This window comes from Pseudomonas sp. SST3, from assembly GCF_003325755.1.
The window spans coordinates 18,563-38,818 of the sequence record NZ_QORI02000019.1 but is presented as its reverse complement, the minus strand read 5'-3'; the positions used below and the strand labels follow the sequence as shown (position 1 = coordinate 38,818).

At 61.6% G+C, this 20,256-nt stretch carries 20 protein-coding genes; 11 read left to right on the top strand and 9 right to left on the bottom strand.

Annotation, left to right across the window (positions count from 1 at the left end; all coding sequences use genetic code 11):
* Positions 1–117 precede the first annotated feature (117 nt).
* Positions 118–867 (top strand): hypothetical protein, encoded by a 750-nt coding sequence (locus DQ405_RS17840; protein ID WP_168425425.1) that lies wholly within the window; start codon positions 118–120, stop codon positions 865–867.
* An 11-nt stretch (positions 868–878) separates the two neighbouring features.
* On the opposite strand, the gene DQ405_RS17835 is transcribed toward DQ405_RS17840, so the two are convergent.
* The 3 genes from DQ405_RS17835 to DQ405_RS17825 form a co-directional block, all read right to left on the bottom strand.
* Positions 879–1,403 (bottom strand): Mpo1 family 2-hydroxy fatty acid dioxygenase, encoded by a 525-nt coding sequence (locus DQ405_RS17835; protein WP_168425424.1) that lies wholly within the window; start codon positions 1,401–1,403, stop codon positions 879–881.
* A 123-nt stretch (positions 1,404–1,526) separates the two neighbouring features.
* Positions 1,527–2,744 (bottom strand): methyl-accepting chemotaxis protein, encoded by a 1,218-nt coding sequence (locus DQ405_RS17830; RefSeq protein WP_446730893.1) that lies wholly within the window; start codon positions 2,742–2,744, stop codon positions 1,527–1,529.
* Between the two features lie 569 nt (positions 2,745–3,313).
* Complete coding sequence (locus DQ405_RS17825) at positions 3,314–4,831, bottom strand: 3-hydroxyacyl-CoA dehydrogenase (protein WP_168425422.1); 1,518 nt, start codon at positions 4,829–4,831, stop codon at positions 3,314–3,316.
* A gap of 141 nt (positions 4,832–4,972) precedes the next feature.
* On the opposite strand from DQ405_RS17825, the gene DQ405_RS17820 reads away from it, so the two are divergent.
* Positions 4,973–5,419, top strand: coding sequence for a PaaI family thioesterase (locus tag DQ405_RS17820; RefSeq protein WP_168425421.1), 447 nt, complete (start codon positions 4,973–4,975; stop codon positions 5,417–5,419).
* Complete coding sequence (locus DQ405_RS17815) at positions 5,420–6,760, top strand: hypothetical protein (RefSeq protein WP_168425420.1); 1,341 nt, start codon at positions 5,420–5,422, stop codon at positions 6,758–6,760.
* 14 nt (positions 6,761–6,774) lie between these two features.
* Here DQ405_RS17815 and radC read toward each other — a convergent pair whose 3' ends face one another.
* Positions 6,775–7,449, bottom strand: coding sequence for a RadC family protein (radC, locus tag DQ405_RS17810; protein ID WP_168425419.1), 675 nt, complete (start codon positions 7,447–7,449; stop codon positions 6,775–6,777).
* Between the two features lie 121 nt (positions 7,450–7,570).
* Between radC and coaBC the strand changes: the two genes are divergently transcribed.
* The 4 genes from coaBC to argB all read left to right on the top strand — a co-directional run bounded on the left by coaBC (position 7,571) and on the right by argB (position 12,775).
* Complete coding sequence (coaBC, locus tag DQ405_RS17805) at positions 7,571–8,779, top strand: bifunctional phosphopantothenoylcysteine decarboxylase/phosphopantothenate--cysteine ligase CoaBC (RefSeq protein WP_168425418.1); 1,209 nt, start codon at positions 7,571–7,573, stop codon at positions 8,777–8,779.
* A gap of 2 nt (positions 8,780–8,781) precedes the next feature.
* Complete coding sequence (dut, locus tag DQ405_RS17800; protein WP_168425417.1) at positions 8,782–9,237, top strand: dUTP diphosphatase; 456 nt, start codon at positions 8,782–8,784, stop codon at positions 9,235–9,237.
* Between the two features lie 1,231 nt (positions 9,238–10,468).
* The gene (gene algC, locus DQ405_RS27150) at positions 10,469–11,860 is read left to right on the top strand and encodes a phosphomannomutase/phosphoglucomutase (RefSeq protein WP_196240175.1); all 1,392 of its coding nucleotides are present in this window, start codon (positions 10,469–10,471) and stop codon (positions 11,858–11,860) included.
* A gap of 15 nt (positions 11,861–11,875) precedes the next feature.
* Positions 11,876–12,775 (top strand): acetylglutamate kinase, encoded by a 900-nt coding sequence (argB, locus tag DQ405_RS17790; RefSeq protein WP_168425415.1) that lies wholly within the window; start codon positions 11,876–11,878, stop codon positions 12,773–12,775.
* A gap of 77 nt (positions 12,776–12,852) precedes the next feature.
* On the opposite strand, the gene DQ405_RS17785 is transcribed toward argB, so the two are convergent.
* The 3 genes from DQ405_RS17785 to pyrE all read right to left on the bottom strand — a co-directional run bounded on the left by DQ405_RS17785 (position 12,853) and on the right by pyrE (position 15,965).
* Positions 12,853–13,437: a DUF4124 domain-containing protein gene (locus DQ405_RS17785; RefSeq protein ID WP_168425414.1), complete on the bottom strand. Its 585-nt coding sequence runs from the start codon at positions 13,435–13,437 to the stop codon at positions 12,853–12,855.
* A gap of 237 nt (positions 13,438–13,674) precedes the next feature.
* On the bottom strand, positions 13,675–15,147 hold the full coding sequence (locus DQ405_RS17780) for a DUF3360 family protein (RefSeq protein WP_168425413.1): 1,473 nt from the start codon (positions 15,145–15,147) through the stop codon (positions 13,675–13,677).
* A 176-nt stretch (positions 15,148–15,323) separates the two neighbouring features.
* Positions 15,324–15,965 carry an orotate phosphoribosyltransferase gene (gene pyrE, locus DQ405_RS17775; RefSeq protein WP_168425412.1) on the bottom strand — a complete coding sequence of 214 codons (642 nt, stop codon included), beginning with the start codon at positions 15,963–15,965 and terminating at the stop codon, positions 15,324–15,326.
* Positions 15,966–16,049: 84 nt separating this feature from the next.
* Between pyrE and DQ405_RS17770 the strand changes: the two genes are divergently transcribed.
* Complete coding sequence (locus DQ405_RS17770) at positions 16,050–16,829, top strand: exodeoxyribonuclease III (RefSeq protein ID WP_168425411.1); 780 nt, start codon at positions 16,050–16,052, stop codon at positions 16,827–16,829.
* A gap of 58 nt (positions 16,830–16,887) precedes the next feature.
* Here the strand turns inward: DQ405_RS17770 and DQ405_RS17765 are convergent, their stop codons facing one another.
* Both DQ405_RS17765 and rph read right to left on the bottom strand, forming a co-directional pair.
* Positions 16,888–17,256 carry a DUF4870 domain-containing protein gene (locus tag DQ405_RS17765; protein ID WP_168425410.1) on the bottom strand — a complete coding sequence of 123 codons (369 nt, stop codon included), beginning with the start codon at positions 17,254–17,256 and terminating at the stop codon, positions 16,888–16,890.
* 16 nt (positions 17,257–17,272) lie between these two features.
* Complete coding sequence (gene rph, locus DQ405_RS17760) at positions 17,273–17,995, bottom strand: ribonuclease PH (protein WP_168425409.1); 723 nt, start codon at positions 17,993–17,995, stop codon at positions 17,273–17,275.
* A 209-nt stretch (positions 17,996–18,204) separates the two neighbouring features.
* Here rph and DQ405_RS17755 point away from each other — a divergent pair, with 209 nt between their 5' ends.
* The 3 genes from DQ405_RS17755 (at position 18,205) to rpoZ (ending at position 20,201) form a co-directional block, all read left to right on the top strand.
* Positions 18,205–19,068, top strand: a complete 864-nt coding sequence (locus tag DQ405_RS17755; RefSeq protein WP_168425408.1) for a YicC/YloC family endoribonuclease — start codon at positions 18,205–18,207, stop codon at positions 19,066–19,068.
* Positions 19,069–19,140: 72 nt separating this feature from the next.
* On the top strand, positions 19,141–19,761 hold the full coding sequence (gene gmk, locus DQ405_RS17750) for a guanylate kinase (protein ID WP_168425407.1): 621 nt from the start codon (positions 19,141–19,143) through the stop codon (positions 19,759–19,761).
* A 176-nt stretch (positions 19,762–19,937) separates the two neighbouring features.
* Complete coding sequence (gene rpoZ, locus DQ405_RS17745) at positions 19,938–20,201, top strand: DNA-directed RNA polymerase subunit omega (protein WP_021207191.1); 264 nt, start codon at positions 19,938–19,940, stop codon at positions 20,199–20,201.
* Positions 20,202–20,256: the final 55 nt, after the last annotated feature.

Genomic DNA, 20,256 nt, shown 5'->3' with positions numbered 1-20,256 from the left:
TTGCCGTTCCGCTTGATTTCACCCCTTCGTGTGATACCAAGTTGCCATCGGCTGGCTAGGCTGCCGTACCGATGCCAATACGGCACCTGCTTCTATAAAAATAAAAAGGAGCGCGACATGCATCATCGCAAATGGATATGGATGGCCGTTGTGCTGGCGAGCTGGTTTCCAGCACTGCTCAATCCCGCCCAGGCTCAGACATTCACCGCACTGGAGGGCATGCAAATACATGCCAACCGCGCCACCAGCAGCCTGCTGCTCTATCGCGGCGAGGGTTTTCAGAAAGCGCATCTGGCCCGCATGGAGAACGATCTCAAGGCGCTGGCCAATACCGTTGCCAGCTTTCCTGGCAGCAGCAACGAGCTGCGCGAGCTGCACCAGACGCTGCAGGCTACGCTGCGCGAAGGCGCAAGCTTCGGCTACGAAGAGGACGACATGCCCTGGGGTTGGCCGTTGCAGATGAGCAAGGCGTTACGCGATTTCCTGACGGCGGTGCGCAGCCAGCAGGGCGCCGATTTCCGCGCCGAACTGCCGGCCAAGGTGGAATATCTGACCGTCCAGTACCTGAGCCGCGCCTATGTCGGCTCCTTTGAAACCGCTCGAGAGCAACCGGATACCTACCTCGGCCAGGATGAGCGGCGCCTGGTGCCCTCTATCGACGAGCAGCTCACCGCGCTCGACAGCCAATCGGACCCTGCCATCGCCAGGCTGAAAACCCGCTGGGATTTTCTCAAGGTGGCGCTGGAAGATATGAATAGCGGCAACAACAGTTTCAATACCGCCTCGGGCCGAGCGTTTGCGCCGATCATGGTCGACCGCCATGCCCGCAGCCTCAGCGATCAGTGGATGGCACTCGCCACCAACTGAAGGCCCTGCAGTCAGGCATCGATCGGGCGCTGGCGCAGCCGTACCGGTCCCACCCGCGCCTCGATGGCCTGACGCAGCGGCTCACGCATACCCAGCAGGAACCCCAGCTCGGCCGCGACGAATAGCGGCCCGATGATCAGCCCGGTGAGGTCATCAACGAACGCCGGCTTGCGGCCTTCGAAGTAGTGCCCGACGAACTGGATGATCCAACCCACCACGAACAGACCGGCGCCGGCACTCAGCCAGACCGCCGTCGACTGCTGCGCCAATCCTGCGCCGATCCATACGCAAAGCAGCAGCGCCGCCCCCATGAGCAAGGCAAAGCGAAAGTCCAATCGGAGATAGAACAGAGTCGCGGCCAACGCAACCGGCACCACCGGACTCAGCCATAGCCCGAACGCCTCGATTCCGGGACGTGAGAGCAGCACAGCAACCGCCAGCACTATCATCGGAATGCCGATGAAATGGCTCAACAGGTTGCGAGGGTCACGGTGATAGGCCGCGTACTGCGCCAAATGATCAGTCAGGGTTTTCATGGGCGAGCTCCGGATGGCTTTGTGCAGCAAGCTTAGCCAGCTTGCCGATATGCAGCGCGGCGACGAGTGATGTTCGAGTGCCAAAGGCCACGGCGCTTGTGCCAACACACCGCGCACCTTTATTTATTGCTCGGGGCGGTAACCCAGCCGCAGGCCGCCCCAATGACGACCATTTACCATGATCGGTACCGAAAGGTCATGCATCAGTTCGCCGGTGTCGCGGCTGTAAGTCTGCAGCAGAACCTTGCGTTCATGGCTGCCGCAGCGCCCACCCGTGCGGTCATTGAATAGCCGCTTGCTGCGGCTCTTGACCTTGTCGATCTCTGGATCGCCCACCGGGGGCTGGCTGAAGGCGCGGTTGTGGGTTGGCACGTAGCCATCCGGTGTGGTGGCAATGGCATAGATCAACGCATCATCACGCGCGAGCAGCGGCTCCTGGATCGCCGGCAGGACTTCATCGGCGTAGCGGTCGAAGCGGGTGCTGTAGCGAACTGGATTGGTCCCCGGCTGCGCCTGGTAATTGCGATCGAAAAGATCATCGGCGGTGAGACGCCCGGTTTGCAGATCCGCCTCGAAGCGCGCACCAACGGCTGCCGCACCCTCTCGGGCGAGGTCGAAGATGCGCTGATGGTAGTCATCGAGCTGCACCTCCGCGAGCTGCTCGCTGACGGTTTCCGCCTGGCCGACGAGCGTCTCGGCAGCCTGCTCCAGCTGACGGGTCTGGGTTCCGCTCTCCAGCGCATCGCCGCGCAGTTGCTCCAGCGCCACGAACAGCTGCGCGAGCCGTTCGTGATTGCTGGCCGTGCCGGACGCAATCTCGGCCACCTGGGTTTCGACATTTCCGGCCAAGTCGGCGATGCCGCTCAGCTGGGTCCCGGTTCCGGCAATCTGCGCCGCGGCCTGGTCAAGCTCACTGGCCTGTTTCTGTATATGGCTGACTACCGCCCCGCTCTGTTCGCGGATATCACTGACCATTCGGCCGACTTCCTCGGTGGCGCTGCTGGTACGGCCGGCAAGGTTGCGCACCTCATCCGCCACCACGGCAAATCCGCGACCGGCCTCCCCGGCACGGGCGGCCTCGATCGCGGCATTGAGCGCAAGCAGGTTGGTCTGGCTAGCGATGGACTGGATCACATCGGTGATCTGTCGTATCTCTTCGGTACGCGCCGAAAGCCCGTCCAGCAGCTCGCGACTCGCTTCGGTCTGCGCGCTGAGTTGTTGCATTCGCTCGATGGCATGCTGCAATTCTGCCCGCCCGTTATCGCTGCTGCGTCGCACCGCTTCGGCCGCGTCGAGCGTCTGGCGCGCACGGGTGGCGCTGTCCTGCTCGGTCGCGGTCATAGCCTCTGCGCCCTGCGCGATCTCGCTGATCGCCGTCAGCTGCGATTGCAGGCGCGCCGCCAGCTGCTCGGCACTGAACGAAACCTGTGCAGCGGACAGAGCGTTATGGCAGGTATGACGCGAAAGACTCTTGCTCAGGGCAGCGGAGCTCAAGGTATCGGTGTCGGCTGCGGCCGGGACGTTCGCCTCGGTGCGCCAGGGTCCAAACCAGGGCCACAGGCCAAGTAGCAGAATAGAGATCGCAGTCAGATAGAACGGCAGTCCCATCCAGCCATGAAACAGCAGCAGTCCCAGCAAGGCTGCTGCGTGCAACAGACAGGCCTTGGGGTGAAGACGGAAGGCAGGGCGCATCGGTGGCCTCTTGTTTTCATCCGGTAAAAAGGTGTTGTACCACCCCTGCCACCAATAAACATCGTTCCTTGGTAGCACATAGCCACCCCGACCAGCAGAAAACGACTCCATGACGTTTTCTGCCGCCTGGGATGGCCGGGTCTACCGGGTTAGCGGCAGCCACTCGCCAACCTTAAGCCGCCCCTCGAGTGCGAATGCTTGCTCCTGTCTCGCGTCACTCAGCGCGGCATGTCCGGCGCGCTCAGCGGCAGACCGAGCTGCACCCGGCGACGCAGCCATGGGCTTGGGCGATAACGAGGTTCATGGCCGTAGCAGGTCTGCATGCCCTCGAGAATCGTGAGGATCCGCGCAGGATTGTAGTGCGCGGCAAATCCCAAGGGGCCCTTCGGATAGCCGAGGGCAATGGTCACAGCGCGATCGAGCGTGTCTGGCGAGGCGATGCCCTTCTGCGCGATTTCGCAGCCGAGATTGACGATGCTGGCTACGATTCGTTGGCTGACGAAGCCCGGGGAATCGTTGATCACCTCCACGGGCACGCCATCCGCCCCCAACGCCTGACGCGCCTGCGCTTCCAGCGCCGGATCGAGTGCAGGCTGGCGCATCAGCACGCGGCGTCTGTCGAGGTCGCTGAAGATATCCAGTGCGATGGTACGGACCGCGGGCAGCGCCAGCCGCTCGATGCAGCTGCTGGCATCCTCGCCCAGCGGCGTTATCAGGCAGATCGCCTCATTAGACGGCTCGGCACCGTCTTCGAGCACGGCACCGGCTTGCTGCAGAACCGAGCCGATATGACTGCGCAGCTCGGGCTCGATGCTGTCGAGCCAGAACGGACGGTCGATGATCACCGGCTCGAAGCGGGGCTCCGGCGAGCGAATCTGCTGGCCGTTCTCATAACGGTAGAAACCCTGGCCGGTCTTGCGTCCGAGCAACCCTCCGGCGACCCGCTGCGCCGCGAGGTAGGAAGGTGTGTAGCGTGGGTCGTAATAGAACTGGTCGTGCACCGACTCCATCACTGCATGGGAGATATCCAGACCGGTCAGATCGAACAGCTCGAACGGGCCCATACGGAAGCCGGGGCCATCACGCAGGATGCGGTCGATCTGTTCCGGCGTAGCGATGCCCTCGCTGAGAATTCGCTGCGCCTCAGTGCCATAGGCGCGGCCGGCGTGGTTGACGAGAAAACCGGGGGTGTCGGGAGTGATGGCGGGGAAGTGTCCGGCATGCTCTGCCAGTTCCACCAGCCGGTCGACAACTGTCGGATCGGTGCGCTCGCCGCGGACCACTTCGACGAGCTTCATCAAAGTGACCGGGTTGAAAAAGTGATAGCCCGCTACCCGTTCAGGGCGTGTGCAGGCGCTGGCGATGCGGGTCACCGACAGCGACGAGGTATTGGTTGCGAGGACGGCGTCAGCGGCAATCAAGCCTTCCAGCTCGACGAACAGGCTCTGCTTGGCTTCGAGGTTCTCGACGATGGCTTCGATCAGCAAATCGCAGCCGGACAGCTCGGCCAACTGATGGGCCGGCTGCATGCGTTCAAGAATCGGCGGCAGCTCATCGGCGATCAGACGCCCCTTGGCAACACTGCGCTCGAGCAGCTCTCGGTTGAATTGCAAGGCCTGCTCAATGGCTTCGGGGCGACTGTCATACAGCCAAACCTGCTGGCCGGCACTGGCGAACAACTGCGCGATGCCGCGCCCCATGGCGCCGGCGCCGATGATGCCGATACGGGAAAACATGCGAACCTCCTCAATGGATGGCGTTGCGACTGTCTGTGGCTTACCACTTTCATTCCGCAGTGCGAAATTAGATTCCGCCTTTATTGACCAAGAGCCTAATGACTGCCAGTCTCCTTAGCAAGCTATCCGTGATCGAACGCCATGCCCAACTCTGACTATTCGCCCGCCCAGTTACAGCAGGTTCACGCCTCCGTTACCGGCTTTTTTCAGGACATCGGCTGCGAGCTGCTGGCGTATGGTCCGGAGCACGCCACCCTCGCGCTGGAGCTGCTTCCGCGCCACTTGAACAATGCTAGCAACATGCATGGCGGTGTCATGGCCACTTTGATGGATGTCGCCATGGGCCTGTGCGGCACCTGGGAGACGGCCCCGGCAGAGCGCCGAGTGGCGCTGACGCTTTCAATGAACATCAATTTCACCGCCCCCGCGGCCGCGGGCAGCCGCATCAGAGCCGTGGCTCGGTGTCGCTCCGGCGGACACAAGGTGTTCATGGCCAGCTGCGACCCTCTGGATGAAAGCGATCGGCTGATCGCCTTCGGCGAAGGGGTATTCAAGCGTGGCGCCTTGCGCCGTGAGCTGCCCGCCTAGATGACTGCGCTACTGCCCCTGGCACTGCTATTTGAGCTATTGGCGCTGATCACTCGGTTTCAGTTGCTGAGTATCATCAGTGGTTCCCTTCTGGCGGTGTTCTTCGTCTGGCACTGGCGCTCGCTGATGCCTTATCCGCGGCGGCTCGGGATGGTCACTCTGGCGCTGTTCGGCTACTGGCTGCTGGCCGGAGATGCGAGCTGGCAACAGGGCGCACGCATGCTGTCTTCGGCGGCCTATTACGCCGCCTTTATCGGCGCGCTGGGGCTAATGCATTGTCTGGTCAAGCGCCTGAAAAAGCTCAGCGAGCTGCATCGTCTATTACTGGCAGGCCCACGCGCCTGGCTCTATCCCGGCTATCTCATGAGTACCTTCGCGATCAGCTCGGTGCTTAGCTTCGGCATGCTCAACCTGATTTGCGGATCGCTGGAAAGTCATTTCGAGCACCGCCGGTATAGCGACACACAGCGCCGCGAAGGCCGGCGTGGCGTCATGGTCACCGCCCTGCGCGGATTCGCGCTGGTGCCCCTGCTGGCACCCACCAGCGTCGCGGTGGCGATCCTGACCCGCGAGCTCCCCGGTCTCAGTTGGAGCATGCTATTGCCATTCGGGCTAATCGGAGGCCTGCTCCTGTTGCTATTCGGCTGGCCAACCGAAAACCGTCGCCTGCAGCAGCTCATCGACCATCCGCCCGCGCATGAGCCGAACGCGCAACAGCCCAGCGGTAGCTTGCGCGGACTGCTTATCGGAAGTTTGATCGGTATCGCCCTAATCGCCCTCCTTGCTGCGCTGACCTGGCTTTCCGCCACCCAGGCCGCCATGCTGCTGGTGCCCATCGCGGTCATCGTGATCCTGCTATGGCAACGGATCGCACCTCGGCAGGTGTTCAGCGAGGTCAGCGAAACACTCATCGGCATGCGCAACGAGACGTTCATCTTCGCCAGCGCGGCACTGCTCGCCGGTCTGGTTGCAGCAGTGCTGCCAGTGCACCACCTTGCGGGCCAGCTCGGCAGTACGCCATTGGTGCTGTTCGCGCTCGGCACCTTCGGCGCACTGGCCATCATGGCGCTGGCGCTGCTCGGCGTCGCCCCGCTGATTTCGCTGAACCTATGCGCGGCGCTGCTGGCCCAGCTGGCAAGTCAGGGTCTGGACGTGATGCAGCCGGCAGTGGCGCTGCTCTTCGGCTTCTCGCTGGCAATGCTGCTCTCGCCTTACGGACCTTCTGCGTTATTGCTGGCCCGCCATGCCCAGCTCTCCCCCTGGCGCATCGCCGTTGGCTGGAATGGCCGTTTCGTCTTGAGCGTGCTGCTCCCGCTGTTGCTGGTTCCACTGCTGGCATGAGGAACGGTGGAGGCCTACATCCAGCCGTATTCGGCCATGGACAACGGTTCGCCGTCGCCGACGATGAAATGATCAAGCACCCGTACGTCTATCATGCCCAGCGCATCGGTGAGTTTGCGCGTCAGTTGCCGATCGGCCTGGCTCGGTTCGGCCACCCCGGATGGGTGGTTATGGGTGAGAATCACCGCGGCGGCATTTTGTGCCAATGCGCGTTTGACCACCTGCCGCGGGTAGACGCTGGCGCCGTCGATAGTGCCGTGAAACAGCACCTCAAAGGCCAGCACGCGGTGTTTCGAATCAAGGAACAGGCAGGCGAACAACTCATGCGGCTCGTGCCTCAGCCGCGCTTTGAGGTAGTCGCGCACAGCCTGCGGGCTTTCCAGCGCAGAATCGCGACGGATACGCTCGGCCAGATGCCGCCGCGCCATCTCCAGCACCGCCTGCAACTGCGCGAACTTGGCCGGCCCGAGCCCTAAGTGGCTGCTGAATTGCTCGAGATCACTCTCCAGCAGCGCACGCAGGCTGCCGAACTCGCTGAGCAGATGCCGTGCCAGGTCCACCGCGCTCTTGCCGGCCACCCCGGTCCGCAGAAAGATCGCCAGCAATTCCGCGTCGGACAGCACCGCTGCGCCTTGCTCCAGAAGCTTTTCCCGCGGGCGTTCCGCCGCAGGCCAGTCACGAATGCTCATGTCACCTCCATGTCGAGCGTGCGTCCTTTTCCAGTTAGGTCGCTGTGCTATCTTAGCGACCTTTTATCCACGGCAACCGGCCCCCGCCGGAACCAGTTCTCACCCGTAACAAGGCAGGCCTATGCAGCGGCTTTATCGTAAACGCATCGTCCTGGGCGTCGGCGGCGGCATCGCTGCCTACAAGAGTGCCGAGCTGGTTCGCCGGCTCCGCGACCAGGGCGCCGAAGTTCGCGTCGTGATGACCAGCGGCGGTCGCGAATTCATCACCCCGCTCACCCTCCAGGCTCTTTCTGGCCATCCGGTCCATCTGGACCTGCTCGACCCCGCTGCCGAGGCCGCGATGGGCCATATCGAACTGGCACGCTGGGCCGATCTCGTACTGGTTGCGCCCGCCACGGCGGATCTCATGGCACGCTTGGCACAAGGCGTCGCTAACGATCTGCTGACCACCCTGGTGCTGGCAACCAATGCCCCGGTCACCCTGGCCCCGGCCATGAACCAGGCCATGTGGGCCGATCCGGCGACCCAGGCCAACCGGGTCCTGTTGCAACAACGGGGCATTCGCCTGTTCGGCCCCGCCTCTGGCAGCCAGGCCTGCGGCGATGTTGGCATGGGCCGAATGCTGGAGGCGGACGACCTGGCCCAGGCCGCCGCCGACTGCTTCGAACGCAGTCTGCTGACCGGCCTCCATCTATTGATCACCGCCGGGCCGACTCAGGAAAACATCGACCCGGTGCGCTACATCACCAATCACAGCTCCGGCAAAATGGGGTTCGCGCTGGCCGAAGCCGCCGCCGAAGCCGGTGCTCGCGTAACGCTGGTCGCCGGGCCGGTGTTCCTGCCGACACCCGACCGTGTGCAGCGCATCGACGTGGTCAGCGCCCGCGACATGCTCCTCGCCTGCGAGGCGGCGATGCCCTGCGATCTGTTCATTGCCGCGGCGGCCGTTGCCGATTACCGCCCGGAAGTGGTCGCACCGCACAAGCTGAAAAAAGATCCCACCAAAGGTGACGGTCTGCTTCTGCAAATGGTCCGCAATCCCGATATTCTCGCCACCCTTGCCGGACGTGACGACCGCCCTTTCAGCGTCGGCTTCGCCGCCGAAACCGAAAACCTGCTGGAATATGCGACGCGCAAACTGCGTGACAAGAACCTCGACCTGATCGTGGCCAATGACGTGGCCAACCCCAGCATCGGTTTCAATAGCGAAGAAAATGCCGTCACGGTCATCGACCGACAGCAGCACGAAACCCGTTTCAGCCAGGCTAGCAAGGGGCACATTGCCCGCCAGCTGATCGCCTTCATCGCCGACCGCTTTCATCAGGCCTAATCATGCACAAACTCCAAGCGAAGATCCTCGACCCGCGCCTCGGCCGGGATTTCCCCCTGCCCGAATATGCCACCAGCGGTTCCGCCGGGCTCGACCTGCGCGCCATGCTGCAAGCCGATACCACACTTGAGCCGGGCCAGACCCTACTGATCCCCACCGGACTGTCGATTCATATCGCCGACCCGAATCTGGCGGCGCTGGTGCTGCCGCGCTCCGGGCTCGGCCATAAGCACGGCATTGTGCTCGGCAACCTGGTCGGACTGATCGACTCCGATTACCAGGGCGAACTGATGGTGTCCTGCTGGAACCGCGGCCAGTCGAGTTTCAACATTGCGGTGGGCGAGCGCATCGCGCAGTTGATGCTGGTGCCGGTTATCCAGGCGCAGTTCGAACTGGTCAACGAATTCGACAGCAGCGACCGCGGCGCCGGCGGCTTCGGTCATTCCGGCAGCCACTGAGCCAGCCCCGCTTTTTAAGGACGATTCGAGGAGCTCCATGAAACTCTTCAAGCGCACAGCCAAGGACGCCGGCGTACTCAACCCCGCCGATGCCACCTCCTCACCGCCCCGCCGTAGCGCAGGCCTCAAGACACTGATGCCCGGCCTGCTGCCGGGTTTGCTGGGGCTAGCTGCGGCCAGTGCGCTGCTCTGGATCGCCTACCAATCCAGCCAGCAACAACACGCATCCGAACTGGCCGAGGCCTGGGGCCAGAGCCAAGCCTCGGCCGTCGAGCAGGCGCTTCGGCAGCTGGCCGATGATACCCAGGCAGCCGCCCGTGACCCTCAGCTGCTCGATGCCCTGCGTAGCGAGCAACCCCAGCGTATACGTGCCGCCGAGCGTGAACTGGGCTATCGCGACGGTGTAATCGATGCGCATATCAGCCTGCGTGGTCAGGCTCGGCAGAATCCTGACCGTGCCGGCCCGCTTAATTTCGCCGCGCTCGATCTACTGCAGCGGGCGGAAAACGGCGCTCCCCCCGCGCCTGAGGCGTTCAGAATCGGTAATCGTTGGTTGCTATACAGCGCCGCGGCCTTGCGTCCGAGCCAGCAAGAGCCGGTCGAAGGGACACTCCTGATGGTGACCAGCCTGGAACGCTTCCTGGCTACTCTGCCGACGCTGCCGGCCGAAGCTGGTCAGCTTCGGCTGGTCCAGCAGTTCAGTAGCGGCCCGGCACAATTGCTCGCCCAGCGGGGCGGCGCGGGGGAGGAAAGCGAGGCGATCAACCTGCCCTCCACCAACCCGAACTGGAAACTCAGCTTTCTGCCTGGCGCAGCACTAAGCGCCACGACGCTGCCTCCCCTGCTGTTGCTCGCAGCCGCACTGGCTGCACTCTGCGGTCTTCTGCTGGGGCTACAGATGGTACTGAGCGCCCAGCAGAGGCGGCTTCGTGAAGATGTCATGCACTTGGGGCGGATGGTCCAGGAACTCTCCACCGGCAAGACCATCCAAACACCGACTTTGAGCCTGCCGGCGCTCGATGCGCTGGCCAAGAGCTTAGCCCGCCTGCCGCTGCGAGCAGCTGGGCCGGCCAAAGTCAAAGCGCCAGCCACGCCGCCGCCAGCGGTTCGGCAAGCCCAATTCACCGAGTACGTCGATCCCCTGTTCCAGGGCACCGATATTCTCGACATCGACATTCTCGACGAGGACCAGGACTGGCTTGGCCTCGACACCAAGGAGCGAGAAACCGCAATGAGCGCCCCCAAAGCCCCGCAACTGCCTGCCAGCATCTTTCGTGCGTACGATATCCGTGGCGTGGTCGGCGACACCCTGACCAACGATACCGCTTACTGGATAGGCCGGGCGGTCGGCTCCGAGAGCCTGGCTCAGGGCGAGCCGAACGTGTCGGTTGGCCGCGATGGCCGGCTGTCCGGCCCGGAGTTGGTTCAGCACCTGATTCAGGGCCTGGTAGATAGCGGTTGCAGCGTTAGCGATGTCGGCATGGTGCCGACGCCTGTGCTCTATTACGCGGCCAACGTCCTGGCCGGCAAATCCGGCGTGATGCTCACCGGCAGTCATAATCCGCCGGACTACAACGGCTTCAAGATCGTCATTGCTGGCGACACCCTGGCCAACGAGCAGATCCAGGCGCTACGCCAGCGCATCGAGACTGGCAATCTCAACGAAGGCGTCGGCCAGGCCGAACAGGTTGATGTGCTGGAGAGCTACTTCAAACGCATCCGCGACGACATAGCGCTGGCCAAGCCGCTCAAGGTGGTGGTCGACTGCGGCAATGGGGTAGCCGGCGTCATTGCCCCGCAACTGATCGAGGCGCTGGGTTGCACGGTTATTCCGCTGTTCTGCGATGTCGACGGCAACTTCCCCAACCATCACCCGGACCCGGGCAAGCTGGAAAATCTCGAAGATCTGATCGCCAAGGTCAAGTCGGAGAATGCCGACCTGGGCCTGGCCTTTGATGGCGATGGTGACCGCGTCGGCGTGGTAACCAATACCGGCACAGTGGTGTTTCCCGACCGCCTGCTGATGTTGTTCGCCAAGGACGTGGTGTCGCGTAACCCAGGCGCTGACATCATCTTCGACGTCAAATGCACGCGCCGCCTGACCCCGCTGATCAGCGGCTACGGCGGTCGCCCGGTGATGTGGAAGACCGGCCACTCGCTGATCAAGAAGAAGATGAAGGAAACCGGCGCCTTGCTCGCGGGCGAAATGAGCGGCCATATCTTCTTCAAGGAGCGCTGGTACGGCTTCGACGACGGCATCTACAGCGCCGTGCGGCTGCTGGAAATCCTCAGCCAGGACAAGCGCAGTGCCGAGCAGGTTTTCTCGGCGTTCCCCAACGACCTGTCGACCCCCGAAATCAACATCACGGTCACCGAAGAAAGCAAGTTCACCATCATCGAAGCGCTGCATCGCGACGCCCACTGGGGCGAGGCCAATATCACCACGCTCGACGGTGTGCGCGTCGACTACCCGAAAGGCTGGGGCCTGGTTCGCGCGTCCAACACCACACCGGTACTGGTGCTGCGTTTCGAGGCTGAAAGCGAGGAAGAACTCAAGCGCATACAGGAAGTCTTCCGAGCGCAGCTTTATACTGTCGCGCCTGATCTCACCCTGCCGTTCTGACCTGCGGAGCCCTGCATGACCCTCAGCCGTGAAGCCGCCACCCAATTCGCCCAGGTTCTATCCGAAGCATTGCCCTATATTCGCCGGTTCGTCGGCAAGACGCTGGTCATCAAGTACGGCGGTAACGCGATGGAAAGCGAGGAGCTGAAAACCGGCTTCGCCCGTGACATCGTGCTGATGAAGGCGGTCGGCATCAACCCGGTCGTGGTGCATGGCGGCGGCCCGCAGATCGGCGATCTGCTCAAGCGCCTGAACATTGAAAGCCACTTTATCGATGGCATGCGAGTCACCGACAGCCAGACCATGGATGTGGTCGAAATGGTCCTTGGCGGTCAGGTCAACAAGAGCATCGTCAGCCTGATCAACCAGCACGGCGGCGCCGCTATCGGCCTGACCGGCAAGGATGCCAAGCTGATCCGCGCCAAGAAGCTCAAGGCCACGCGGCAGACACCGGAGATGACCTCGCCGGAAATCATCGACATCGGCCATGTCGGGGAAGTCACCGGCGTGAATACCGAGCTTCTGGAGATGCTGGTGCGCGGCAACTTCATTCCGGTCATCGCGCCGATCGGCGTTGGTCCGGATGGCGAGTCGTACAACATCAACGCGGATCTGGTGGCTGGCAAAGTAGCCGAGGCGCTCAGGTCGGAAAAACTGATGCTACTCACCAACATCGCCGGACTGATGGACAAGCAGGGGCAGGTCCTCACCGGGCTGACTACAGCGCAAGTCGACGAGCTGATCGCCGATGGCACTATCTACGGAGGCATGCTACCGAAGATCCGTTGCGCGCTCGAAGCGGTCCAGGGGGGCGTGCACAGTGCGCATATCATCGATGGCCGGGTTCCCAATGCGGTATTGCTGGAAATCTTTACTGACATCGGCGTCGGCACTCTGATCACCAACCGCAAGTAAGTGTTGAATCGCTACGCGAAAACCCAGCGCTTCCATCGAGAACGCTGGGTTTTTTATCGGTTGCTGTTCGAACCCACCTACCTGGATTGCCCGAGCAGCTCGCCGACTCGCTGGTGCTCCCGGACGAAACTGGCTTCAGCCTGCTTGCGTGCCTGATTGTAGCGCTCGATATCGCGCCGTAGGCTGGCCTGTTCTTTGCGGAGATTGTCGATCTGCGTCAACAGTTGTTCGGGCACCTCACGCCCGGCCCGCTCGTGCCCTGCCGCCTGGCTCTGCAGATTAGCCTGCTGGGTCCGCAGCGATTGCAGGTTGCCACGCGTGATACCAATCACGCTGTCGAGCTCCGACAACTTTCGCGCCTTGGCACGCTCGACATCCTTGACGCTTGCATACAGACGCAGCAGCTGAGCATCCGAACTGGCGCGCGCCTTGGCTTCGAGTAGCCGCTGGCGCTCCTCGGGCGTCGGCGCAGCCGGCACAACCCGAGTGACCCGGCCCTGATCGTTGAGCACTTCATAGCCCTTGCCAATGTGCTGGGGCGGGACGCCCTGGCGATTGAGCACTACCACTCCCTTGTCGTCGACATAACGATACAGTTCAGCCTGAACGACCGTTGTCGCCAACAAGCCGCACAACATCGACACTCTGATCGCTATCCGCATATTTCTGTCGCTTCCATCTCGGTTGGCTCCGTAAACCCGCAGCCGCGCCTGTGTTTCCCATGGCCTGGCCGGCATCCAGCTTATACAAAATTGGCAGCTTTGCGCACTTCGGCACACCGCCCCGTTCGTGAAGCATAACCACCCGCGCGCGAACAGTCAGGGGCCGATAGCGGGAAGCATACTGCGGGCACAAAAAAGGGGAGCGAACGCTCCCCTCGTTTTCACTCACTTTTTCATTCACTCGTGGATGCGAAACGTCTCCAGCAGCGCGGGGACTCCGGGGAACATTCCGATCGCCGCCATCACCGCGCATAGCAGGAAGAATACGATGGTCGGAATCACCCAGCGGTCGGTGTGCGACAGCCCCTGGCCACGCTCCTTGTCGCCGACCAGCCCCAAATTGTCCAACAACACGGTCAACGACCAGCCGAACACGGGATTCACCAGAGCTGATGAAAAGATCACGATGGCGGCCGACTGAGAAGTCTTGCCTTCTCGCGTCATCTGCATGCCCGCCTCCAGAAGCGGCAGAAAAACGCCAACCATCAACGCCACGCTGAGCACTGGCGGCCAGATTGCGAGGTCGATCGGATAACCCCAGAGCGCCGCCACGACACAAAGCAGGCCAGTCAGCAACGCCCCGGCGACAATCGGCCGCTTGGCGATTGCCGCCGGCACCACATAGGTGCCCCAGGAAGAAGCAAGGTTTCCGCCGCCAAGAACGGTCCCCACAACTTGCCGCGCCGCCGCGACACACATGGTGTCATCGATGCTCATCAGCACCTTCCTGGCTTTCGGTGGGTAGTTCAGCTGTTGGAACACTCGATGACCAAGAAAGTCCGGCGACCACATGGCCACTGCCAGTACGGCAAATGGCGTAACGGCGATGAAATGGTGCAATTGCGGCCAGCCTAGCTCCCAACCGGTACCCTCTCCCCACCAATAACGCGGATCGAGATTGGGAATGCCCGGCTGGGTAGTGAATTCGAATGGCGCACCCAGGGCGAATGCAATCAGCGCCGCAAGCCCTGATCCTAGAGGAATCGCCAACCAGCGCATCCGAACATGCTCCAGGTAGGCGTACATGACGATCGTCGCGAATACCACGACAAAAGCGATATAGCCCATATCGAAGCCATTCGCCCAGGCGAACAGCTTGCCGATCTGCGAGGTGACACCGATGAACCCTAGGTAGAGCAGCAGTCCGCCGCAGACCCCATCACTGGTCAAGCGCGCCAACAGGCTGCCGCCCCGGAAGATGCCCAGGGTGAAGCCGAGCACGCCGACCATGATACCCAGCGCCATCGGATGACCACCCGACGCCACAATCAAGGGAATCAGCGGAATCAGCGGCCCATGCGTGCCGGCCAGGTTAGCGGTAGGGTTGAAAAAGCCCGAGACGAGCACCACGAACAACACGGCCGCGATCAGCATCTCGAAGCGCGCGTTCTCGATGACAAATTCATCGGACAAGCCCAGCGGGCCGGCGAAGGCCGCTACCACAGCGGCAACCATGACGATCTTGCCAATCGTCGCTGCCAGCGCCGGCACCCAGTCTTCCCACTCGAAACGGTAGTCCCGAAATGGCAGGTTCGGCCGCCAGCGCCGCGGCGCCATGATGGTCAGTTCGTGATCGAGGTAGTCGGAACGAGAGGAAAAGGAACGACTGGGCTTATGTAATTCTCGGTAGTTGTGATTATTGTCGGTCATTGGTTGCTTTCAAAAAAGTTAGACGGAATCGAGGGCGACCGAGGCCGACCTACCGTGGCTACCTTTTTTTATTTTTTATTCTTGAATGACCGAAATATGGCCATAAGCAGGCATCGAGCGTACTGAGCGCCCGAGATTTCTAATACTTGTTCGAGACCTGCGAATCGACCGGCCGATTAGATTCCGTACTGATCGCGGTAGGCTTCCACCGCCGGCAAATGCTGCTTGAGCTGTGCGTCCTGGCCCAGGAATTCTAACACCTGAGCCAGAGAAACAATGCTCACTACAGGCATACCATAGTCGTGTTCCACTTCCTGAATTGCCGATAACTCACCCTGCCCACGCTCTTGCCGATTGAGCGCGATCAGTACACCAGCCGCCTCCGCGCCTTGCGCACGGATGATCTGCATGACCTCTCGAATGGCCGTTCCGGCAGTAATGACATCATCGACAATCAGCACGCGCCCGGTGAGCGGCGAGCCCACCAGCGTGCCACCTTCGCCATGGTCCTTGGCCTCCTTGCGGTTGAAACACCAGGGCAGGTCGCGCTGATGGTGCTCGGCCAGAGAGATCGCCGTCGCCGCCGCCAAAGGGATGCCCTTGTAGGCGGGGCCAAAGATCACATCGAAATCGATACCGCTGTCGGCCACTGCCGCCGCGTAGAAGCGCCCCAGCTGAGCCAGCGCCGAGCCGGTATTGAACAGTCCGGCATTGAAGAAATAAGGACTGGTGCGTCCGGATTTCAGGGTGAATTCACCGAAACGCAGAACTCCGCGTTCGATGGCGAAGCGAATGAAGTCGCGCTGGTACGCCTGCATGAAGAATATTCCCGGAAGACACTGGTTTAGCTAATTACAAAGAGCTTGGGTTATCATACACGCACGTGTTTTTAGGGGCCATTTATGCGGATCATCAGCGTCAACGTGAATGGCATTCAAGCGGCGGCACAGCGGGGTCTTCTCAGCTGGCTGCAAGCGCAGAATGCCGATGTCATCTGCCTGCAGGATACCCGCGCCTCCGTAGTTGAACTCGACGATCCGGCTTACCAGCTCGATGGCTATTTTCTCTACACCGTCGACGCGGAAATACCCGAACAGGGCGGCGTTGCGCTGTATTCACGACTGCAGCCAAAAGCCGTGATCATGGGGCTCGGTTTCGAAACGGCCGACCGCTACGGCCGATACCTCCAGGCCGACTTCGACAAGGTCAGTATCGCCAGCCTGCTGCTGCCCACAGGGCGCGGCGGCGATGAGGAGCTGAACCAGAAGTTCAAGTTCATGGACGACTTCGCCCACTATCTGGACAAGCAGCGCCGCAAGCGCCGCGAATATATCTATTGCGGCTCGTTGCATGTAGCTCATCAGAAGCTGGACGTGAAGAACTGGCGCGACTGCCAGCAATCCACCGGATTCCTGGCGCCTGAGCGCGCTTGGCTTGACGAGATATTTGGCAACATGGGCTATATCGACGCGCTGCGCGAAGCCAGCCGCGAGGGTGACCTGTACAGCTGGTGGCCGGATACGGAACAGGCGCAGATGCTCAATCTGGGCTGGCGTTTCGATTATCAGATCCTTACTTCGGGCATGCGTCGCTTCGTACGTAGCGCCCGCCTGCCGCGTCAACCACGCTTCTCGCAGCACGCCCCGCTGGTGATCGATTACGACTGGACGCTGAGCCTTTAAGCTGGAAGCCAGGCTGAATCAGAGCCGAGCACTGCTAGGCTCTGATTCAGGTTTCAGGCTATTTGACGATCCGCCAGCAGAACGGATAGCGATAAGGCCGGCCTTCGTTTGCGCGAATGCCGGCGATCACCACCAGCACCAACGCTACCACGCTGATTAGCGCCATCAGCGGGAAGCCGATCAAAATCCACGCCAGCACGCCACAAATCATCAGCAGGATGCTGAACGTGATCTGGAAATTCAGTGCTTCCTTGCCCTGTTCATCGACGAACGGGTCCATGTCCTTTTTCAGCTGCCAGACGATCAACGGGCCCAGCACGTTGCCGATCATCGGCACCAGAAACCAAAAGAACGCCGAGTAATGACAGAACATTGCCCACTGCCGCGCCTCCGGTGAGGGCTGCGGCATCAGTTCCTGATCAGACATGGCGTTCTCCTTTGGCTCAGTCGGCGAGCGCAGCCAGTTGCAGACCAAACAGCTCTTTCATGCCGTCTTGCGCCAGCGCGAGCATGGCATTAAGTTCTTCCGGCTGGAAGGGAGCACCTTCAGCGGTTCCCTGCACCTCGATGAAACCACCAGCACCGGTCATCACCACGTTCAGATCGGTTTCGGCGGCCGAGTCTTCCAGGTAGTCCAGGTCGAGCACGGGCTCACCCTGATAGATCCCTACCGAAACCGCAGCAACCATTTGCTTGAGCGGATCGCCGCCCTTCAGCCCACCGCGCTTCTTCAACAGCTTCAGCGCGTCGACAAGTGCCACCATCGCCCCGGTAATCGAGGCAGTGCGCGTGCCGCCATCGGCCTGAATCACGTCGCAATCGATATAGATGGTGTTCTCGCCCAGCTTGCTCATATCCAGTGATGCGCGCAGCGAGCGCCCGATCAGCCGCTGGATCTCCAGGGTGCGGCCGCCCTGTTTGCCACGGCTGGCTTCACGCTGGTTACGCTCGCCCGTGGCGCGGGGCAGCATGCCGTATTCGGCCGTGAGCCAACCCTGGCCTTGACCTTTAAGGAAACGCGGCACGCCATTTTCGATACTGGCAGTGCAGATCACCTTGGTATCACCAAACTCCACCAACACCGAACCCTCGGCATGCTTGGTGTAGTTGCGGGTGATGCGGATCGAACGCAGCTGGTCGGCGGCGCGGCCACTGGGTCGCTTCATGTGATTTGTCCTGCTTCAGGGAATGATTTGCGCCCATTATAGAGGTGTCGGGCGGAATGAGGGCCACCGCCGAGCCATTCTGCACTTCGCCTTCACGTAAACTGGCCGCCCCCACCGAACCAGGCGCCTACCAAGGCAATGCGCGTACGCCAATGCGCGTTTTTCCTTTACAATCCTCCGCCTTTCGCACCGCACCGAGGGGTTACCCAATGATCCACAGCATGACGGCCTTCGCACGCGCCGAGCAGGCCGGCGGCCACGGCACCCTCAGCTGGGAGATCCGCTCGGTGAACCATCGCTATATGGAGCCGCATCTGCGTCTTCCGGACGCCTTCCGAGACCTGGAGGGAGCGGTCCGCGACGCGTTGCGCAAGGGCCTTTCGCGCGGCAAGGTCGAATGCACGCTGCGCTTCGCGGAGGACGCCACGGGTCGCTCGATGCAAGTGGACAGCGATCGCGCCAGACAGTTGATTGCCGCAGCGGAAAACGTTGCCGCGCTGATCAAGCAGCCCGCCGCGATCAACCCATTGGAAGTGCTCTCCTGGCCAGGCGTGCTGGTGGGCGATTCGGCCGATCCGCAAGCACTCAACAGCGCGGCCCTGCAACTGTTCCACGACACCCTGACGCAGTTGAAAAGCGGCCGTCAACGCGAGGGCGAAGAGCTGGCCCGACTCATCAATGAACGCCTTGATGCGATCACCGAGGAAACCGCAACGCTACGCTCGCAGGTCCCGCAGATGCTCGCCGCACAGCGCCAGAAGATTCTCGAACGCTGTGCCGACATGCGCGTCGAACTGGATCCGCAGCGCCTCGAACAGGAAATGGTGATGCTGGCGCAGAAGAGCGACGTCGCCGAAGAGCTTGACCGCCTGACTACTCACGTCAACGAAGTGCGCCGGGTACTGAAATCCGGCGGCGCTGCCGGGCGGCGCCTGGACTTCCTCATGCAGGAGCTCAATCGCGAAGCCAATACCCTGGGCTCCAAGGCATTCGACCCACGCAGCACGCAGGCGGCAGTGAGCCTCAAGGTGCTCATCGAGCAGATGCGCGAACAGGTCCAGAACATCGAATAGCAACTACGCTTGGCCTTGAATCGCGGACCGACCGCCTGCCAGGCATACCTTAGCAACCGTACAGAGAATTACATGTCAGCCTCCACCGGTACGCTCTACATTGTTTCCGCGCCTTCCGGGGCCGGCAAGACCAGCCTGGTCAAGGCCTTGCTCGATGCGCAGCCGCAGGTCCGGGTTTCGGTTTCGCACACGACACGCTCCATGCGTCCAGGCGAGGTCGACGGGGTCAATTACCATTTCGTCAGCCGTGAGGAGTTCGTTGAGCGCCTTGAGCATGGTGAATTTCTCGAGCACGCCGAGGTCTTCGGCAACCTCTACGGTACGTCGCAGCGCTGGCTTGAGCAGACCCTGAGCGAGGGCTACGACCTGATTCTGGAAATCGATTGGCAGGGCGCCCAGCAAGTCCGTCGAGTGATGCCACAGGCAAAATCGATTTTCATCCTGCCGCCCACTCAAGAGGCACTGCGCCAGCGGCTGACCAACCGCGGCCAGGACAGCGATGATGTGATCGAGAAGCGCATGCGCGAGGCGGTCAGCGAAATGACCCACTACGTCGAATACGATTACTTGGTCATCAACGATGATTTCGCCCACGCGCTGATCGATCTACAGGCGATTTTCCGCGCCAACCAGTTGCTGCAAACCGCTCAGCAGAAACGCTTCCGCGGCCTGCTGGAGGAACTGCTGGCCTGAGTCAGCCCGCAATTGAGAGGCCGCGCCAGTACACCGGTCGGCCTGGCGGAGTCCCGCCATGCCCTGAGCCTGGACGCGGGACGTTTTACCGCTTCCCTATTGGCTGGTGATTTTTTAGACTATCCCGTCCGCTCGCCCAATTTGGGCATGCTTTACCGTTATTGATGAGGAACACCATGGCCCGCGTTACCGTTGAAGACTGTCTGGACAACGTAGATAACCGCTTCGAGCTGGTCATGCTCGCCACCAAGCGCTCGCGTCAGCTGGCTACCGGCGGCAAGGAGCCGAAAGTGGCTTGGGAAAACGACAAGCCAACCGTGGTTGCCCTGCGTGAAATCGCCTCTGGTCTGGTGGATTACGATGTCATCGCACAAGACGATATCGTTGATGACGAGCCACTGTTCGTTCAGTACGAGGAAGAGCCCAACGAGGCCCTCTAACTAAATGCCAGGTCGAAGTCGAACCGCATACATAGCGCCCCGCCGGCAAGGAGCA

Bases quoted from the DNA above. Each gene is read 5' to 3' on its own strand.
- gmk (WP_168425407.1), top strand. From the start codon at position 19,141: ATGTCAGCCTCCACCGGTACGCTCTACATTGTTTCCGCGCCTTCCGGG.
- DQ405_RS17825 (WP_168425422.1), bottom strand. From the start codon at position 4,831: ATGTTTTCCCGTATCGGCATCATCGGCGCCGGCGCCATGGGGCGCGGC.
- DQ405_RS17780 (WP_168425413.1), bottom strand. From the start codon at position 15,147: ATGACCGACAATAATCACAACTACCGAGAATTACATAAGCCCAGTCGT.
- algC (WP_196240175.1), top strand. From the start codon at position 10,469: ATGAGCGCCCCCAAAGCCCCGCAACTGCCTGCCAGCATCTTTCGTGCG.
- dut (WP_168425417.1), top strand. From the start codon at position 8,782: ATGCACAAACTCCAAGCGAAGATCCTCGACCCGCGCCTCGGCCGGGAT.
- DQ405_RS17755 (WP_168425408.1), top strand. From the start codon at position 18,205: ATGATCCACAGCATGACGGCCTTCGCACGCGCCGAGCAGGCCGGCGGC.
- pyrE (WP_168425412.1), bottom strand. From the start codon at position 15,965: ATGCAGGCGTACCAGCGCGACTTCATTCGCTTCGCCATCGAACGCGGA.
- coaBC (WP_168425418.1), top strand. From the start codon at position 7,571: ATGCAGCGGCTTTATCGTAAACGCATCGTCCTGGGCGTCGGCGGCGGC.
- DQ405_RS17770 (WP_168425411.1), top strand. From the start codon at position 16,050: ATGCGGATCATCAGCGTCAACGTGAATGGCATTCAAGCGGCGGCACAG.
- radC (WP_168425419.1), bottom strand. From the start codon at position 7,449: ATGAGCATTCGTGACTGGCCTGCGGCGGAACGCCCGCGGGAAAAGCTT.
- rph (WP_168425409.1), bottom strand. From the start codon at position 17,995: ATGAAGCGACCCAGTGGCCGCGCCGCCGACCAGCTGCGTTCGATCCGC.
- DQ405_RS17835 (WP_168425424.1), bottom strand. From the start codon at position 1,403: ATGAAAACCCTGACTGATCATTTGGCGCAGTACGCGGCCTATCACCGT.
- DQ405_RS17830 (WP_446730893.1), bottom strand. From the start codon at position 2,744: ATGACCGCGACCGAGCAGGACAGCGCCACCCGTGCGCGCCAGACGCTC.
- rpoZ (WP_021207191.1), top strand. From the start codon at position 19,938: ATGGCCCGCGTTACCGTTGAAGACTGTCTGGACAACGTAGATAACCGC.
- DQ405_RS17815 (WP_168425420.1), top strand. From the start codon at position 5,420: ATGACTGCGCTACTGCCCCTGGCACTGCTATTTGAGCTATTGGCGCTG.
- argB (WP_168425415.1), top strand. From the start codon at position 11,876: ATGACCCTCAGCCGTGAAGCCGCCACCCAATTCGCCCAGGTTCTATCC.
- DQ405_RS17840 (WP_168425425.1), top strand. From the start codon at position 118: ATGCATCATCGCAAATGGATATGGATGGCCGTTGTGCTGGCGAGCTGG.
- DQ405_RS17820 (WP_168425421.1), top strand. From the start codon at position 4,973: ATGCCCAACTCTGACTATTCGCCCGCCCAGTTACAGCAGGTTCACGCC.
- DQ405_RS17765 (WP_168425410.1), bottom strand. From the start codon at position 17,256: ATGTCTGATCAGGAACTGATGCCGCAGCCCTCACCGGAGGCGCGGCAG.
- DQ405_RS17785 (WP_168425414.1), bottom strand. From the start codon at position 13,437: ATGCGGATAGCGATCAGAGTGTCGATGTTGTGCGGCTTGTTGGCGACA.